Source organism: Pseudomonas sp. TE3786 (assembly GCF_054057335.1).
This window is the reverse complement of sequence record NZ_JBSRZF010000008.1, coordinates 15,308-30,590: the sequence shown is the minus strand read 5'-3', so window position 1 is coordinate 30,590 and position 15,283 is coordinate 15,308. Positions and strand designations below refer to the sequence as shown.

Genomic DNA, 15,283 nt, shown 5'->3' with positions numbered 1-15,283 from the left:
CGCAACCGACTGCTTCTCCAGAAGCACCCCGGCAGCAACTTTTGCTGCCGGATTTACAAGCAACTACGTGGCAGCGTTGAAATTTTCCAAAAGAAACTTTCCGCCCTGCCGCGTCGTTGCTTTTTTCATTTCCAGAGCGCTCTTTATTATTTATAAAAACGTTTATTTACAGTCACTTATAAATTTAAAGCGAACACTTAAGCGCTGCCAAAAGTTATTGGCACAGTCCCTGCTATCTCCCTCTTAGAACTGCGTTTTTGTTGTTCAGGCCAAGCACCACTCAATAAACCAAGCGTGCCACGCCGCCTTAATTTGACCGGGAGGAACTATGCAATCGATCAACCCCATTACCAAAGGTATCTGGCTGGCGCTGGTGCTTAGCAGCGCGTCTGCCAGCAGTCAGTTGCTGGCTGCGGAACAACCATCCAGCGACAGCAGCACCAGTGCAGAAAGCGCCAACACACCCACCCTGAAAACCGTCACCGTTACCGCCCAGCACAAGGAAGAAACCTTGCAGGAAGTGCCGGTGGCGGTATCTGCCATCAACGGCAGCAACATCACCGCCGACGGCGTGCGTTCCATGGGCGATATCACCACCTTCGTGCCCAACGCCGCCGCGAAAAACCCCGACGGCGATGGCCGTCCGCGCTGGTATATCCGTGGCCTGGGCACGGGTGATACCGGCGCTGCCACTGTCTATCCGGTGGGCATCTATGCCGACGACGTTTACCTGAATGCACCAGTGGCCGGCGGCGGACCACTGTTCGACCTCGAACGCATCGAAATCCTCCGTGGCCCGCAGGGCACCCTGTACGGCAAAAACACCACCGCCGGTGCGGTGAACGTGATCTCCAAGAAGCCCACCTTCGACACCGACGGCTACGGCACCATCGGCGCTGGCACCAAGAACGAACGCATCGTCAACGGTGCCATCGGTGGTGCCCTGGTGGACGACAAACTGGCCGGCCGAGTATCGATCTACTCCGAAGAGCGCGACGGCTTCACCCGCAATGAAACCGCCAACCAGAGCTACGGTGACGTCAACAAGAAGGCCTTCCGCGCGCAGCTGCTGGGCAAGTTCGGCGACAATTTCGAAGCCCTGTGGAAGGTCCACGGCCGCCAGTTCAAAGGCGACGGCAGCAGCGGCTCCTTGCCGGTCGGCACCTACTACCCGCCGACCAACTACCAGCGCCCCGACGGCCGCAAGATCGAGCTGAACGTCAACGAAGACTACAAGCTCGACCATGACGGCACCTCGCTGACCCTTAACTGGGATCTCAGCGACTACAAGCTGACCTCGATCACCGCCTACGACTACCTGCGCAACCAGTCGCTGATCGACGCCGACTACGCTCCTTATGAAGTGGCCGGGCGTACCGACACCGACAACGAATACAAGCAATACAGCCAGGAATTCCGCCTGGCCTCGCCACAGCAGGAAACCCTGCGCTGGCTGGGCGGCGCGCATATCTTCCACGAAGACCTGGACAGCTCCGCCGTGCGCAACGTAGTGCCCGGCCCGGCCGCCACCGGCGCTGCCAGCAACCAGACCGGCACCGTCTACCGCGACCTCAACTACGACCACAAAACCGACAGCTACGCGCTGTTCGGCAACCTCACCTACGACTTCACCGAGAACCTCACCGTTACCGGTGGCCTGCGCTGGACCAAAGAATACAAAGACATCGACCTCAACCTGGTGCAACTGCGCAGCGTGGCTGGCGTGCGTTCGCCAGTGCTGGGTGCCGACAACAACGGCAACTCGAAAAAAGGCGACGACTGGGAAGCCTGGACCTACGACCTGACCCCGGAATACCGCATCAACGACAACCTGCGGGTGTTCTTCCGCTACGCCCATGGCTTCCGTTCCGGCGGCTACAACACTGGGCTGTCAGGTGGCTTGTCGGGCCTGACCACGGTGGACCCGGAAGAGCTGGATTCCTACGAAATCGGCCTGAAGTCGGAGTGGCTCAACGGCCGCATCATCGCCAACGCCACCGCGTTCTATTACGACTACACCGATATCCAGGTGAACCTGCTGACCGTCAGCAACGGCATCCTCACCACCGCCCTTACCAACGGTGCCGAAGGCACAGTGAAAGGCGCCGAACTGGAACTCGAAGCCCAGGCCACCGACTACCTGCACCTGCGTGCTGCGCTGTCGCACCTGGATACCGAATACACCGACTTCAAAAACATCAACCCCAATACCGGTGCAGTCACCGGCGATTACAGCGGCAACCGTTTCGTCCGCTCTCCGGAGCAGGTGATCTCCCTGGGAGCCGACTACACCATTCCGCTGGGCGGTGCCGGCAAGCTGGTGGCAGGCGCAGATGCCAGCTACCGCGGCAAGGAGTATTTCCTGGCTGACCGGCAGGATGAAGACACCCTCAGTCAGGACCATTACACCCTGGCGAATGCGCGGCTGAGCTGGTTCAACCATGACGAGAAACTGAGCGTGACAGGGTTTGTGAACAACCTGACAGACCGCAAATATCAAGTGCATGGCCGGCCCAACGGTGCCGTGGGCAGCGGCCAATACGTGATTACCTATGGCGATCCTCGGACTGTTGGGGTGAGCGTTACCAGCCGGTTCTGATCGGCGTCTGCTACACAAAAACGGAGCGAGAGATCGCTCCGTTTTTTTTCAAGATCGAAAGCCGAAACGCGGCGCCTGCTCTTGATGTATGTGGAAGGGGCTTTAGCCGCGAGCTTTTGATCTGAAGAGCTCGCGGCTAAACCGGAGCGCCGGCCGCCCCTCCCACAAAAGCAGATCGAGCAGGTGCCACACACGCGGAAAACCAAACACTCGCCAGAGCAAAAAACTGCTGCCCCAGCAACACCCCACCAGCACCCACCCTGCCCGCCCACCAACACCCACCCGGCAACCCCGCGCCACACCTGGCCTGCGGCCCTTGGTACAGCTCTTGCTCTAGCCCTGTACTAGCAGAAAAAACCAAGGAACACCCCCATGCCCAAACCCATCAATGTGGTCGCCATTGCCGCCAGCACATTCAGCCCCTCGCGCACGCTGGTGCTGACCCAGGCCATTGTCGCCGAGCTGGGTAACCAGCTGCCGATCACCAGTCATATCATCGAGTTCGGCAGCATCGCCCGGCAGGTCGGCGGCGCGTTAAGTCGCAGTGAGCTGAGCGCCGATATCGAACAGCACCTGCAACGCATCGAGCAGGCCGATCTGCTGCTGGTTGCCACCCCGGTATACCGCGGCACCTACCCCGGGCAGTTCAAGCACCTGTTCGATCTGATCGATATGAACGCCCTGATCGACACCCCGGTACTGCTCGCTGCCACCGGTGGCAGCGAGCGCCATGCGCTGGTGATCGACCATCAGCTGCGCCCGCTGTTTTCGTTCTTCCAGGCGTTGACGCTACCCATCGGCGTGTATGCCAGCGAAGCTGATTTCAGGACCGAGGGCACCCACTACCAGATCACTAGCGAGCTGTTGCAAGCGCGTATTCAATTGGCCGCCGAGCGCGCCGTCCCCCTGTTTGCAGCGCGACCGTCTGCCCTGTTGAAGACGGCCTGATTCGTGGACAAAACCCGCACCAGCTTTTTGCTCAATTTCATGCTGCTGGCGGCCTTCAGTGGCGCCACCATCGGCATGGCCAAGATCGTCACCACGCTCTATGCCCTGCACCTGGGGGCCAATTCCATGCAGGTGGGGATCATCTCGGCCATGGAGTCGCTGGGCATGATTTTCCTCACCCTGCCGGCCGGCTTCGTGATCGCTCGGTATGGCGCACGGCGGGTGTATTTCCTCGCGAGCCTGGGGCCGATGCTGCTCAATCTGGCCATTCCGTTGTTTGGCCATTGGCTGTGGCTGGCGGCGGCGCGGCTGCTGATCGGGCTGTGTATTCCCTTTCGTATCGTGTCGATGAACAGCGCGTTCTTGCAGCAGCTGCGGCATATCGGCAGCAGCAAGGCCGGTTGGTATCGCGGCGCACTGACGGTGGGCATGGGGCTGATCGGGCCACTGCTGGGCAATTGGCTGAGTTCCAGTACCAGTTTCACCTTTGGCTTTGTGGTGATCGGTCTGGCGTTTGGTGCCATGGCGGCTTACAGCCTGGGTTTCTGGAGCGATGCGCCGGTGGCGGAGCTGACTCAGGGGCCGGCGCTGGGGATGTTGGCCGATATCCGGGCCATGGTGGCCAATGTCGAGATCGCCGAAAGCTGCCTGATCGAGCTGGTGGGCAGTGCCACCGGTTCGCTGTTCGGCACTTTTATCATTCTGCTGGCCATGGATGTCGCCAAGCTCAGCCAGACCCAGGCGGTGAGCCTGGTGATGGTGCAGGGCCTGGCCTCGGTGACGGCGCTGTTCAGCCTCGGCTATGTGCTGCAACGCAGCGGCCGCGCCTTCGCTTATATCGTCAGTTTGAGCGCCGCGCTGACTGCCCTGGCGCTTCTCGGCTTTGCCCAGAGTTACTGGCTGCTGGCCCTTGGCGGCGTATTGCTGAGCACCGGCACCGCGCTGATTCATCTGGTGAACATGACCCAGATGAGCGAGCACGCCATGGACAAAAGCAAGATCTCCGGGCTGTTCAATCTGGCCAGCATGGTCGGCGGTTTCAGCGGCGCGATCCTCGGTGGCGTGCTGAGCCACTACGTCGGCCTGGCCAATCTGTTTCTCTGCTGGATTCCGCTGGTGCTGGTGATGGCCCTGGTCTGTCGGGTGCGTGCGGTACGCCGGCAGGCCCCGCCTGTTTTGTTGAGCGAGGTGTGAGATGACCCTTGAATTGAAACGCTATGCAGGGAAGCTCACCTGGCTGATTTCGCCCCTGGCGCTGTTGGCCCTCTGGAGCTGGGCCACCAGCGTTGGCCTGTTCCCGAAAACCCTGCTGATTCCACCGCTGTATGTGCTGCAGGCCTTCCAGGAATTGCTGGCCAATGGCGAGTTGCAGGAACACTTGAGCAACAGCCTCAGCCGCCTGGGCATCGGTTTTGTGCTGGGCTCGCTGGCGGGCCTGGCCTTTGGCGTGCTGATGGCGCTGTCGAAAACCGTGCAGGTGTATTGCGGGCCGCTGTTCCATGGCATTCGCCAGGTGCCGAGCATCGCCCTGATCCCGATGTTCGTGCTGTTCTTCGGCATCGAGGAAACCTTCAAGATCGTGATCGTCGCCAAGGCCGCGTTCTTTCCGGTGGCCCTGGCCGCCAGCGAAGGGGTGAAGGCCATTCCGCGCAGTTATTTCGAGGTAGCCAATGTGTTCCGCCTGCCTTGGCCGACCCTGGTCAAGGACATCGCCTTCCCCGCCGCCGCGCCACCGATCATCACCGGCCTGCGCATCAGCCTGACCCGTGCCTGGGTGGTGCTGGTGGCCGCCGAGCTATTGGCAGCCGACAGTGGCCTGGGGCAGATGATCGAGATGGGCCGGCAGATGCTGCGTATCGATATCGTGATGGTCGGCGTGGTGGTCACCGGGGTGATCGGCTTCGCCCTGGATTTTGGCTTTCGCTTGCTGGAACGTCGTTTGTTCCGCTGGCAGGCACGTTAGGAGATGGCGATGAATCTGTTCGCTCGCCTCAAGCCTTTGCGTGGCTTGGTGCTACCGATAGCGTTGGTGTTGTTATGGGATGCAGTGTCGCGTCAGGGTGCCACCTGGGCCTATGCCCTGGTGCCGGTCAGCACCATCCGTGCGGCCTTTGTCGAGCTGCTCGGCAATGGCGAATTGCTGACCAACCTGCTCGCCAGCCTGGCGCGTACCAGTAGCGGCCTGGCCCTGGGCATTGTGTTTGGGGTCAGCGTCGGTGTGTTGATGGCGCTGTCGAAGGTCGCCGACCGCCTGGTTGGCCCGCTGTTTCACTCGCTTCGCCAGGTGCCGATGCTTGGCTGGATTCCGCTGATCGCCATGTGGTTCGGCAACGGTGAAACCTCCAAGGTACTGATCGTCACCCTCGCCGCCTTTTACCCCATGGTGCTCAACACCTACGAGGGCTTTACCGGGGTCGACAAACGCTACCGCGAAGTCGGTCGCGTGCTGGAACTCAGCGGTGCGCAACAGTTTCGCCATGTGCTGCTGCCGGCTGCGCTGCCAAGCATCGCCAATGGCGTGTTGCATGCCCTGGCCTTTGCCTGGGTGACAGCGGTGGGCAGTGAGCTGTTTCTGTCCTCCGGTGCCGGCCTGGGCAACCTGATGATGAACGCCGAGGCCAGTGCGCGCATGGAGATCATTGTGGTCTGCGTGCTGTGCATCGGCCTGTGTGGCTACCTGATGAACCTGCTGTTTTCCCGCCTGAGCCGCTACCTGCTGCGCTGGCGCAATATTCGTGGATAGGTGAACCCTGTGAACGCACAACTCAAAGACGCCCCGCTGGCCAGCAGCCTGGCATTGCCAGGTGCCCTGCAGATTCAGGGCCTGTCCAAGCAGTACCAGATCGAGGGGCAACCCCTGCAGGTGCTGCAAAACATCAACCTGAACGTCAACCCGGGCGAGTTCGTCAGCATCATCGGTGCCAGCGGCTGCGGTAAATCCACCCTGCTGCGCCTGATCGTCGGTCTCGACGACGACTACGACGGCGACATCCTGCTCGACGGCCAGCGCATTACCGCCACCAGCCTGGAACGCGGCATCGTGTTCCAGGACCACCGGCTGTTCCCGTGGATGACGGTGGAGAAAAACATCACCCTGGCGCTGAAAAACCAGCCCATCGCCAAAGCGGAAAAACAACGCCTGGTGGCCGAGCATATTGCTCTGGTGGGCCTCAAAGGCTTCGAACAGGCCTACCCGCACCAGCTCTCCGGCGGCATGGCGCAACGGGCAGCAATTGCCCGGGCGCTGATCACCCAGCCGAAAATCCTCCTCCTCGATGAACCGCTGGGCGCGCTGGATGCCCTGACCCGCGTACACCTGCAGGGCGAACTGCAACGCATCTGGGTGCAGCAGCGCAGCACCATGATCATGGTCACCCACGATGTGGAAGAAGCGCTGTACCTGGGCGACCGGGTGATCGTGCTCGACTCTTACCCGGGGCGGATCAAACACGAAATCCGCGTGGACCTGCCGCATCCGCGTGACCGCGCTTCGCCGGTGTTGCAGCGTTTGAAGGATGAGTTGTTGAGTGAGCTGACCGGGCATTAATGGCCTTTTCCAGGAATCGCGGCTGAAGCCGCTCCTACGAAATCGCACAATCCGGAGGAGCGGCTTTAGCCGCGATTGGCCGACCCTGCAAACACTGCTCCCACGAAACTGACAATCCGGTCATTTAGCCGTCACCCTGATGACCGTCTTGAACAGGTATAAGGGAACGCTAGCTTTTCCCTATCTCCTGGTCTGGCGTCATCGGCATGCGCACTCGCAGCAAACTTCTGGTTTCCGTTGTTGTTCTGGTGGTTCTTGCCGTTGCGGTAAAAAGCTTTTTGCCCAAATCCGCCGCTGGCAAAACCACCGGCCCGGTGGCTGTTCCGGTACATGTGGTGGCGGTCAAACAGCAGGACGTGCCGCGTTATATCAGCGGCATCGGCACCGTGTTGTCGCTGCATAGCGTGGTGGTGCGCACCCAGATCGATGGCGTGTTGACCCAGTTGCTGGTCAAGGAAGGCCAATGGGTAAAGGCCGGCGACCTGATGGCGCAAATCGATGACCGCGCCATTCGTGCCAGCCTCGATCAGGCCAAGGCGCAGCTTGGACAAAGCCAGGCGCAGTTGCATGTCGCCGAGGTGGACCTCAAACGCTACAAAGTGCTGAGCGTCGATGACGGCGTTTCCAAGCAGACCCTCGACCAACAGCAGGCGTTGTACGACCAACTGAAAGCCACGGTGCTGGGCAACCAGGCGGCCATCGCCGCCGCGCAGGTGCAGCTGTCCTATACGCAAATCCGTTCACCGGTGTCCGGCCGCGTGGGTATTCGCACCGTCGACCCAGGCAACTTCCTGCGCGTGAGCGATGCCCAGGGGCTGTTCAGCGTCACCCAGATCGACCCGATTGCCGTCGAGTTCTCCCTGCCGCAAAACCTGCTGCCGACTTTGCAGCAATTGCTCAGCGCACCCACCCCGGCGCGGGTCGATGCCTACCTCAGCGACCACGAACAAAGCGGCACCCTGCTGGCCCAGGGCCAATTGCGCCTGATCGACAACCAGGTCAGCGCCACCACCGGCACTTTGCGCGCCAAGGCCGAGTTCGCCAACGCCGGGCAAAGCCTGTGGCCGGGCCAATTGGTCACGGTGAAGGTGCAGACCGCCGTCGACAAGGCCGCCCTGGTGGTACCGCCACAGGTGGTGCAACGCGGGCTGGAGCAATATTTCGTCTACCGGGTAAAGGGCGACGTGGTGGAAAGCGTGCCGGTCAAGCTGCTCTATCAGGACAGCGAGCTGAACATTATTCAGGGCGTGCCGGCCGAGGCCATTCAGCTCGGCACGGTGCTGATTCGTGATGGTCAGTCGCGCCTGAAACCGGGCGCAAAAATTGAAGTGCTCAGCGATGATCCGCCCCCCACCGCCACCGCGCAGGTGACCCCGTGAAGGGCCGCGGCTCGATTTCAGCCTGGTGCGTCGACCACCCCGTCGCCACGCTGCTGCTGACCTTTGCCTTGGTGTTGTTGGGTGCCATCGCCTTTCCGCAGCTGCCCCTGGCACCGCTGCCGGAGGCGGAATTCCCGACCATTCAGGTCAGCGCGCAATTACCCGGTGCCAGCCCGGACACCATGGCCTCCTCGGTGGCCACGCCACTGGAGGTGCAGTTCAGTGCCATCCCCGGCATGACCCAGATGACCTCCACCAGTGCCCTGGGCTCGACCCAGCTGATCCTGCAGTTCACCCTGGACAAGAGCATCGACAGCGCGGCTCAGGAAGTGCAGGCAGCGATCAACACCGCCGCTGGCAAGCTGCCCCAGGACATGCCCAACCTGCCGACCTGGCGCAAGGTCAACCCGGCCGATAGCCCGGTGCTGATCCTTACCGTCAGCTCTGACCAGATGCCCGGCACCGAACTCAGTGACCAGGCGGAAACCATCCTCGCCCGCCAGCTCAGCCAGATCGATGGCGTCGGCTTGATCAATATCTCCGGCCAGCAGCGCCCGGCCATTCGCGTGCAGGCTTCGCCGGACAAACTGGCCGCCCTCGGTCTGACGCTGGCGGACTTGCGCACCGCACTGCAGCAAACCAGCCTCAACCTGGCCAAAGGCGCGCTGTACGGTGACTCGAGCATTTCCACCCTGTCGACCAACGACCAACTGTTCCAGCCCGAAGAATATGGCCAACTGATCGTCTCCTACAAAGATGGCGCGCCGGTGCATGTGCACGATGTCGCGCGGGTCATCAACGGTTCGGAAAACGCCTATGTGCAGGCGTTTTCCAATGAGCGGCCGGGGCTCAACCTGGTGATCTTCCGCCAGCCCGGCGCCAACATTGTCGAAACCGTAGACCGCATTCAGAGCGAGCTGCCGCGCCTGCAGGCCATGCTCTCGGCGTCGATCGATATCACCGTGCTCAACGACCGTACGCAAACCATTCGCGCCTCCCTGCATGAAGTGGAAATCACCCTGCTGATCGCCGTGATTCTAGTGGTGGCGGTGATGGCGCTGTTTTTGCGCCAGTGGTCGGCGACCCTGATCGTGACCAGCGTGCTCGGCGTGTCGCTGATTGCCAGCTTTGCTCTGATGTATGTGCTGGGTTTCAGCCTGAACAACCTGACCCTGGTGGCCATCGTCGTCGCCGTGGGCTTTGTGGTGGACGACGCCATCGTGGTGGTGGAAAACATCCACCGTCATCTGGAAGCCGGCGACGGTATGCGCGAAGCGGCGATCAAGGGTGCCGGGGAGATCGGTTTTACCGTGGTCTCCATCAGCTTCTCGCTGGTCGCCGCGTTTATTCCGCTGCTGTTTATGGGCGGTGTGGTGGGCCGCCTGTTCAAGGAATTCGCCCTGACGGCCACCTCGACCATTCTGATTTCCGTGGTGGTTTCCCTGACCCTGGCACCTACCCTGGCCGCCCTGTTCATGAAGGTGCAGGCCCATCACGGCGAACCGCGCAAAGGCTTTGGCGACTGGCTGCTCAGCCGCTACGACCATGGCCTGCGGCGGGCCCTCAATCATCAGCGGCTGATGCTCGGTTTGTTTTGCGCCACCCTGGTGCTGGCCATTATCGGTTACGTGTTTATTCCCAAGGGCTTCTTCCCGGTACAGGACACCGGTTTTGTTCAGGGCACCACTGAAGCGGCGGCAGATATCTCCTTCCCGGACATGCTGGCCAAGCACAAGGAACTGGCCAGGATCGTCGCCGCCGACCCGGCTGTCAGCGTGTTCTCCCACTCGGTCGGCGTCAGCGGCAACAACCAGACCATCGCCAACGGGCGCTTCTGGATCACCCTCAAACCCCGCGGCGAGCGGGATGTATCGGCCAGTGAATTTATTGACCGCCTACGCCCGAAACTGATGGCAGTACCGGGCATCGTTCTGTACCTGCGCGCCGGGCAGGACATCAACCTCAGCGCCGGCCCCAGCCGTAGCCAGTATCAATACACGCTGAAAAGCAACGACGGTCCCAGCCTCAACCTCTGGACCCAGCGCCTGACCGAAAAGCTGCGCGCCGACCCGGCCTTCCGCGATATGTCCAACGACCTGCAACTGGGCGGCAGCATCACCCATATCAGCATCGACCGCAGCGCCGCTGCGCGTTTCGGCCTGACCACCAGCGATGTCGACCAGGCCCTGTACGACGCCTTTGGCCAGCGGCAGATCAGTGAGTTCCAGACCGAGACCAACCAGTACAAGGTGATCCTCGAACTCAACGAGCAGCAACGCGGCAAGGCCGAGAGCCTGAATTACTTCTACCTGCGCTCGCCGCTGAGCAACGAAATGGTGCCACTGTCGGCCCTGGCCAAAGTCGATGCGCCCACCAGCGGGCCGCTGTCCATCGCCCATGACGGCATGTTTCCGGCCGCCAACCTGTCGTTCAACCTGGCCCCCGGTGTGGCCCTGGGCGATGCCGTGCGGGCGCTGAACCAGGCCAAACTGGACATCGGCATGCCGGCGGAAATCGCTGGCAACTTCCAGGGAGCGGCGCAGGCCTTCCAGAGCTCGCTGGCCAGCCAGCCGTGGCTGATCCTGGCGGCGCTGGTGGCGGTGTACATCATTCTCGGCGTGCTCTACGAGAGCTTTGTGCACCCGCTGACCATTATTTCCACCCTGCCCTCGGCGGGCCTGGGTGCGTTGATCATGCTCTGGCTGTGCGGCCAGGATTTCTCGATCATGGCGCTGATCGGCCTGGTGCTGCTGATCGGTATCGTCAAAAAGAACGGCATCCTGATGATTGACTTCGCCCTCGAAGCCCAGCGCCAACGAGGGCTGTCGCCGCAAGAGGCGATTTATCAAGCCTGTATCACCCGCTTCCGGCCGATCATCATGACCACCCTCGCCGCTCTGCTCGGTGCCCTGCCGCTGATGCTCGGTTTCGGCACCGGCGCCGAGCTGCGCCAGCCCCTGGGGATTGCCGTGGTTGGCGGCCTGCTGGTCAGCCAGGCGCTGACGCTGTTCACCACGCCGGTCATATACTTGGCCCTGGAGCGCTGGTTGCACCGACGCCAGCCCGCGTTGCACGCCGCCACTGACCATTGAGACCGGCCCATGCGCATTCTGATTATCGAAGACGAAGAAAAGACCGCCGACTACCTGCACCGTGGCCTCACTGAACAGGGCTACGCGGTGGACGTGGCCCGCGACGGCATCGAAGGCCTGCACCTGGCGCTGGAAAACGACTATGCGGTGATCGTCCTCGACGTCATGCTGCCGGGCCTCGACGGCTTTGCCGTACTGCGCGCTTTACGCGCCCGCAAGCAAACCCCGGTGATCATGCTTACCGCCCGTGAACGGGTGGAAGACCGCATCCGCGGCCTGCGCGAAGGCGCTGACGACTATCTGGGCAAACCCTTTTCCTTCCTCGAACTGGTGGCCCGCCTGCAGGCCCTGACCCGCCGCAGCGGCGCCGCCCAGGAGCCGGTGCAGATCGCCATCGCCGATCTGGCCGTCGATCTGATCAGCCGCAAAGCCAGCCGCGCGGGACAACGCCTGGACCTGACCGCCAAGGAGTTTTCCCTGCTCAGCGCCCTGGCCCGGCACCAGGGTGAAATCCTCTCGAAAACCGCCTTGGCGGAAATGGTCTGGGACGTGAATTTCGACAGCGACGCCAACGTCGTGGAAGTGGCAATCAAACGCCTGCGTGCCAAGCTCGACGGCCCCTTTGCCGGCAAGCTGCTGCACACCATCCGCGGCATGGGTTATGTGCTGGAGAACCGCCATGGCGAGTGAACCGGCCGCGCTGAGCAAATCCATCGCCCTGCGCATGAGCGCGCTGTTCACCCTGGTGGCGTTGCTGGTGTTTCTGCTGATTGGCGGTGCCCTCTACCAGCAAGTGGACAAGGGCATGAACATGCTCCCCGAAGCCGAACTGGACGCCCGTTACAGCGTGCTGGAATCGGCCATCGACCGCTTTGGCACCGAAGAGCATTGGCTGAAGATCACCAACAAACTGCGGCTGCTCAGTGAAGAAGACAAACGCATCCGCTTCTGGATAGTGAGCGGTGACCCGCACTTCGAATTCGGCAACCCCGACGCCAACATCCGCCAGTTCGCCGGCGGTCCGCTGGGTATCCGCGACCTGGATATCGAAGACCGCGCCTATCCGCAAAAAGTGCTGATCAGCCAGTTCCAGGCCAAAGACGGCCGCCCGCCCCTGCGCTTTCTGATCGCCATCGACACCGAGACCTTCTGGCAAACCCAACACCACCTGCTGATCGCCCTGATCAGCCTGGCGGTGATCGGCGTGCTGCTGGCCTCGGCACTCGGCTACTGGGTGGCGCGCATCGGCCTGCGGCCGCTGATCAAACTCTCCGCCGAAGCGGAAAAACTCACCCCACCGCGCTTGTCCGGTCGCCTGCAACTGTCGTCCCTGCCGCCGGAACTGCAGCAATTCGCCAGCGCCTTCAACACCACCCTGGGCCGCGTCGAACAGGCCTACACGCGGCTGGAATCCTTCAACGCCGACGTCGCCCACGAGCTGCGTTCGCCACTGACCAACCTGATTGGCCAGACCCAGGTAGCCCTGACCCGCGGCCGCTCGGCCGAGCATTACTTCGAAGTGCTGCAATCCAACCTGGAAGAACTTGAGCGGCTGCGCTCGATCATCAACGACATGCTGTTCCTGGCCCGCGCCGACCAAGGCGATAAAGCCACGCAACTAACCAGCACCTCGCTGGCGGCTGAAGTCGCCACCGCCGTGGACTACCTGGACTTTATCCTCGAAGACGCCGGCGTGCAGGTGCAGGTGCATGGCGACGCCCAGGTACTGATCGAACGCGCGCACTTTCGCCGGGCCCTGATCAACCTGCTCAACAACGCCGTGCAACACACTGCGGCCGGGCAAACCATCAACGTGCATATCAACCGCCTGGAACAGCGCGTCAGCATCGGTGTGGCCAACCCCGGCGAAATCATCGTCAGCGAACACCTGCCGCGCCTCTTCGAACGCTTCTACCGGGTGGATGCGGCACGCACCAATAGCGGTGCCAACCATGGATTGGGCTTGGCCATCGTCAAGGCGATTGCGCTGATGCATGGCGGTGAGGTGTTTGTGGATAGCCGCGATGGCGTCAATACGTTTGGGATGTACCTGCCGGCGTAGCAAGCCCGACGGTGAACGGGATCAGCATCGCCGCAGCTGAGATCCAGAATCTGCCGAAGAACACCTGTGCATGCCTGTCACCGGCTGCCACATGTGACGGAACAACCCCATTGCACATCTGTCTGTAGCCTTGCCCCGTACACAATCCGTTGTGACATTGCCCCCTTCCACACGGCACACTACCCCCTCACTACGGTGCCGCTGCTCAGCGGCCCATCGCACCTCATTCATGGAATTCAGAATGCGCCACAGACAAGTAATCAACGCCTCAGTCAGCCCCAAAGGTAGCCTGGAGACATTGTCCCAACGCGAAGTGCAGCAACTCAGCGAAGCCGGTTCCGGCAGCATCTACGACCTTTTCCGCCAGTGCGCCCTGGCCATTCTCAACACTGGCGCGCACATCGATAACGCCAAAACCATCCTCGACGCCTACAAAGACTTCGAAGTGAAGATTCACCAGCAAGACCGCGGCGTACGCCTGGAACTGCTGAACGCTCCGGCCGACGCCTTTGTCGATGGCGAAATGATCGCCAGCACCCGCGAGATGCTGTTCAGCGCCCTGCGCGACATCGTCTACACCGAGAACGAACTCGATAGCCAACGCATCGACCTGGAAACCTCCCAGGGCATCACCGATTACGTCTTCCATCTGCTGCGCAACGCCCGCACCCTGCGCCCCGGCGTGGAGCCGAAAATCGTCGTGTGCTGGGGTGGCCACTCGATCAGCACCGAGGAATACAAGTACACCAAGAAGGTCGGCCACGAGCTGGGCCTGCGCAGCCTGGACGTCTGCACCGGCTGCGGTCCCGGGGTAATGAAGGGGCCGATGAAAGGCGCCACCATCAGCCATGCCAAGCAACGCATCACCGGCAGCCGGTACCTGGGGCTGACCGAGCCGGGCATCATCGCCGCCGAAGCGCCGAACCCGATCGTCAATGAGCTGGTGATTCTTCCGGATATCGAGAAACGCCTGGAGGCCTTTGTCCGCGTGGGCCACGGCATCATCATCTTCCCCGGCGGTGCCGGCACCGCCGAAGAGTTCCTGTACCTGCTGGGCATTCTGATGCACCCGGACAACCAGGATCTGCCGTTCCCGGTGATCCTTACCGGGCCGAAAAGCGCCAAGCCCTACTTCGACCAGTTGCATGCATTTATCGGTGCCACCCTGGGTGAAACCGCGCAGGCGCATTATCAGATCATCATGGACAACCCGGCCGAAGTGGCGCGGCAGATGACCCAGGGTCTGAAGGAAGTGAAACAGTTCCGCCGCGAGCGCGCGGACGCCTTCCACTTCAACTGGCTGCTGAAAATCGACGAAGGTTTCCAACGTCCGTTCGAGCCAACCCACGCCAATATGGCCGCTCTGCAACTGAACCGCCACGTGGCCCCGCATGAACTGGCGGCCAACCTGCGCCGAGCGTTTTCCGGCATCGTCGCCGGCAACGTGAAGGCCACCGGCATTCGCCTGATCGAAGAGTTCGGCCCGTATGAAATCCATGGCGACCCGCAAATCATGGAGCCGCTGGACCATTTGCTGCAGGCCTTTGTCGAACAGCACCGGATGAAGTTGCCCGGTGGCGCGGCGTATGTACCGTGTTATCGGGTGATTAACAGCTAACTCCATCTCGTAGGAGCGGCCGGTCCGGCGCTCCTACG

The 15,283-nt window shown here is 61.7% G+C and carries 11 protein-coding genes; all 11 read left to right on the top strand.

Features of this window, described 5'->3' with window-relative positions; translation table 11 throughout:
• Positions 1 to 328 precede the first annotated feature (328 nt).
• The 11 genes from ACVW0Y_RS11000 to ppnN all read left to right on the top strand — a co-directional run bounded on the left by ACVW0Y_RS11000 (position 329) and on the right by ppnN (position 15,245).
• Positions 329 to 2,599, top strand: coding sequence for a TonB-dependent receptor (locus tag ACVW0Y_RS11000; protein ID WP_457438245.1), 2,271 nt, complete (start codon positions 329 to 331; stop codon positions 2,597 to 2,599).
• A 372-nt stretch (positions 2,600 to 2,971) separates the two neighbouring features.
• Positions 2,972 to 3,547, top strand: a complete 576-nt coding sequence (msuE, locus tag ACVW0Y_RS10995) for an FMN reductase (RefSeq protein WP_457438244.1) — start codon at positions 2,972 to 2,974, stop codon at positions 3,545 to 3,547.
• Positions 3,548 to 3,550: 3 nt separating this feature from the next.
• Complete coding sequence (locus ACVW0Y_RS10990; protein WP_457438243.1) at positions 3,551 to 4,741, top strand: MFS transporter; 1,191 nt, start codon at positions 3,551 to 3,553, stop codon at positions 4,739 to 4,741.
• 1 nt (position 4,742) lies between these two features.
• Positions 4,743 to 5,510: an ABC transporter permease gene (locus tag ACVW0Y_RS10985; protein WP_457438242.1), complete on the top strand. Its 768-nt coding sequence runs from the start codon at positions 4,743 to 4,745 to the stop codon at positions 5,508 to 5,510.
• Between the two features lie 9 nt (positions 5,511 to 5,519).
• On the top strand, positions 5,520 to 6,290 hold the full coding sequence (locus ACVW0Y_RS10980) for an ABC transporter permease (RefSeq protein WP_457438240.1): 771 nt from the start codon (positions 5,520 to 5,522) through the stop codon (positions 6,288 to 6,290).
• Positions 6,291 to 6,299: 9 nt separating this feature from the next.
• Entirely contained in the window at positions 6,300 to 7,094 is a 795-nt protein-coding gene (locus ACVW0Y_RS10975; protein ID WP_457438239.1) for an ABC transporter ATP-binding protein, read from the top strand.
• A gap of 206 nt (positions 7,095 to 7,300) precedes the next feature.
• Complete coding sequence (locus tag ACVW0Y_RS10970) at positions 7,301 to 8,473, top strand: efflux RND transporter periplasmic adaptor subunit (RefSeq protein WP_457438237.1); 1,173 nt, start codon at positions 7,301 to 7,303, stop codon at positions 8,471 to 8,473.
• Positions 8,470 to 11,565, top strand: a complete 3,096-nt coding sequence (locus ACVW0Y_RS10965; RefSeq protein WP_457438236.1) for a multidrug efflux RND transporter permease subunit — start codon at positions 8,470 to 8,472, stop codon at positions 11,563 to 11,565. The genes ACVW0Y_RS10970 and ACVW0Y_RS10965 overlap by 4 nt, the downstream gene beginning before the upstream one ends.
• A 9-nt stretch (positions 11,566 to 11,574) precedes the next feature.
• Positions 11,575 to 12,255, top strand: coding sequence for a heavy metal response regulator transcription factor (locus ACVW0Y_RS10960; RefSeq protein ID WP_457438234.1), 681 nt, complete (start codon positions 11,575 to 11,577; stop codon positions 12,253 to 12,255).
• On the top strand, positions 12,245 to 13,627 hold the full coding sequence (locus ACVW0Y_RS10955) for a heavy metal sensor histidine kinase (protein WP_457438232.1): 1,383 nt from the start codon (positions 12,245 to 12,247) through the stop codon (positions 13,625 to 13,627). The genes ACVW0Y_RS10960 and ACVW0Y_RS10955 overlap by 11 nt, the downstream gene beginning before the upstream one ends.
• Positions 13,628 to 13,868: 241 nt before the next feature.
• Positions 13,869 to 15,245, top strand: a complete 1,377-nt coding sequence (gene ppnN / locus ACVW0Y_RS10950) for a nucleotide 5'-monophosphate nucleosidase PpnN (RefSeq protein WP_457438231.1) — start codon at positions 13,869 to 13,871, stop codon at positions 15,243 to 15,245.
• Positions 15,246 to 15,283 lie beyond the last annotated feature (38 nt).

What these genes read in the sequence shown, in the direction of transcription:
- ACVW0Y_RS11000 (WP_457438245.1), top strand. Translation starts at nt 329, where the DNA reads ATGCAATCGATCAACCCCATTACCAAAGGTATCTGGCTGGCGCTGGTG.
- msuE (WP_457438244.1), top strand. Translation starts at nt 2,972, where the DNA reads ATGCCCAAACCCATCAATGTGGTCGCCATTGCCGCCAGCACATTCAGC.
- ACVW0Y_RS10985 (WP_457438242.1), top strand. Translation starts at nt 4,743, where the DNA reads ATGACCCTTGAATTGAAACGCTATGCAGGGAAGCTCACCTGGCTGATT.
- ACVW0Y_RS10980 (WP_457438240.1), top strand. Translation starts at nt 5,520, where the DNA reads ATGAATCTGTTCGCTCGCCTCAAGCCTTTGCGTGGCTTGGTGCTACCG.
- ACVW0Y_RS10970 (WP_457438237.1), top strand. Translation starts at nt 7,301, where the DNA reads ATGCGCACTCGCAGCAAACTTCTGGTTTCCGTTGTTGTTCTGGTGGTT.
- ACVW0Y_RS10960 (WP_457438234.1), top strand. Translation starts at nt 11,575, where the DNA reads ATGCGCATTCTGATTATCGAAGACGAAGAAAAGACCGCCGACTACCTG.
- ACVW0Y_RS10955 (WP_457438232.1), top strand. Translation starts at nt 12,245, where the DNA reads ATGGCGAGTGAACCGGCCGCGCTGAGCAAATCCATCGCCCTGCGCATG.
- ppnN (WP_457438231.1), top strand. Translation starts at nt 13,869, where the DNA reads ATGCGCCACAGACAAGTAATCAACGCCTCAGTCAGCCCCAAAGGTAGC.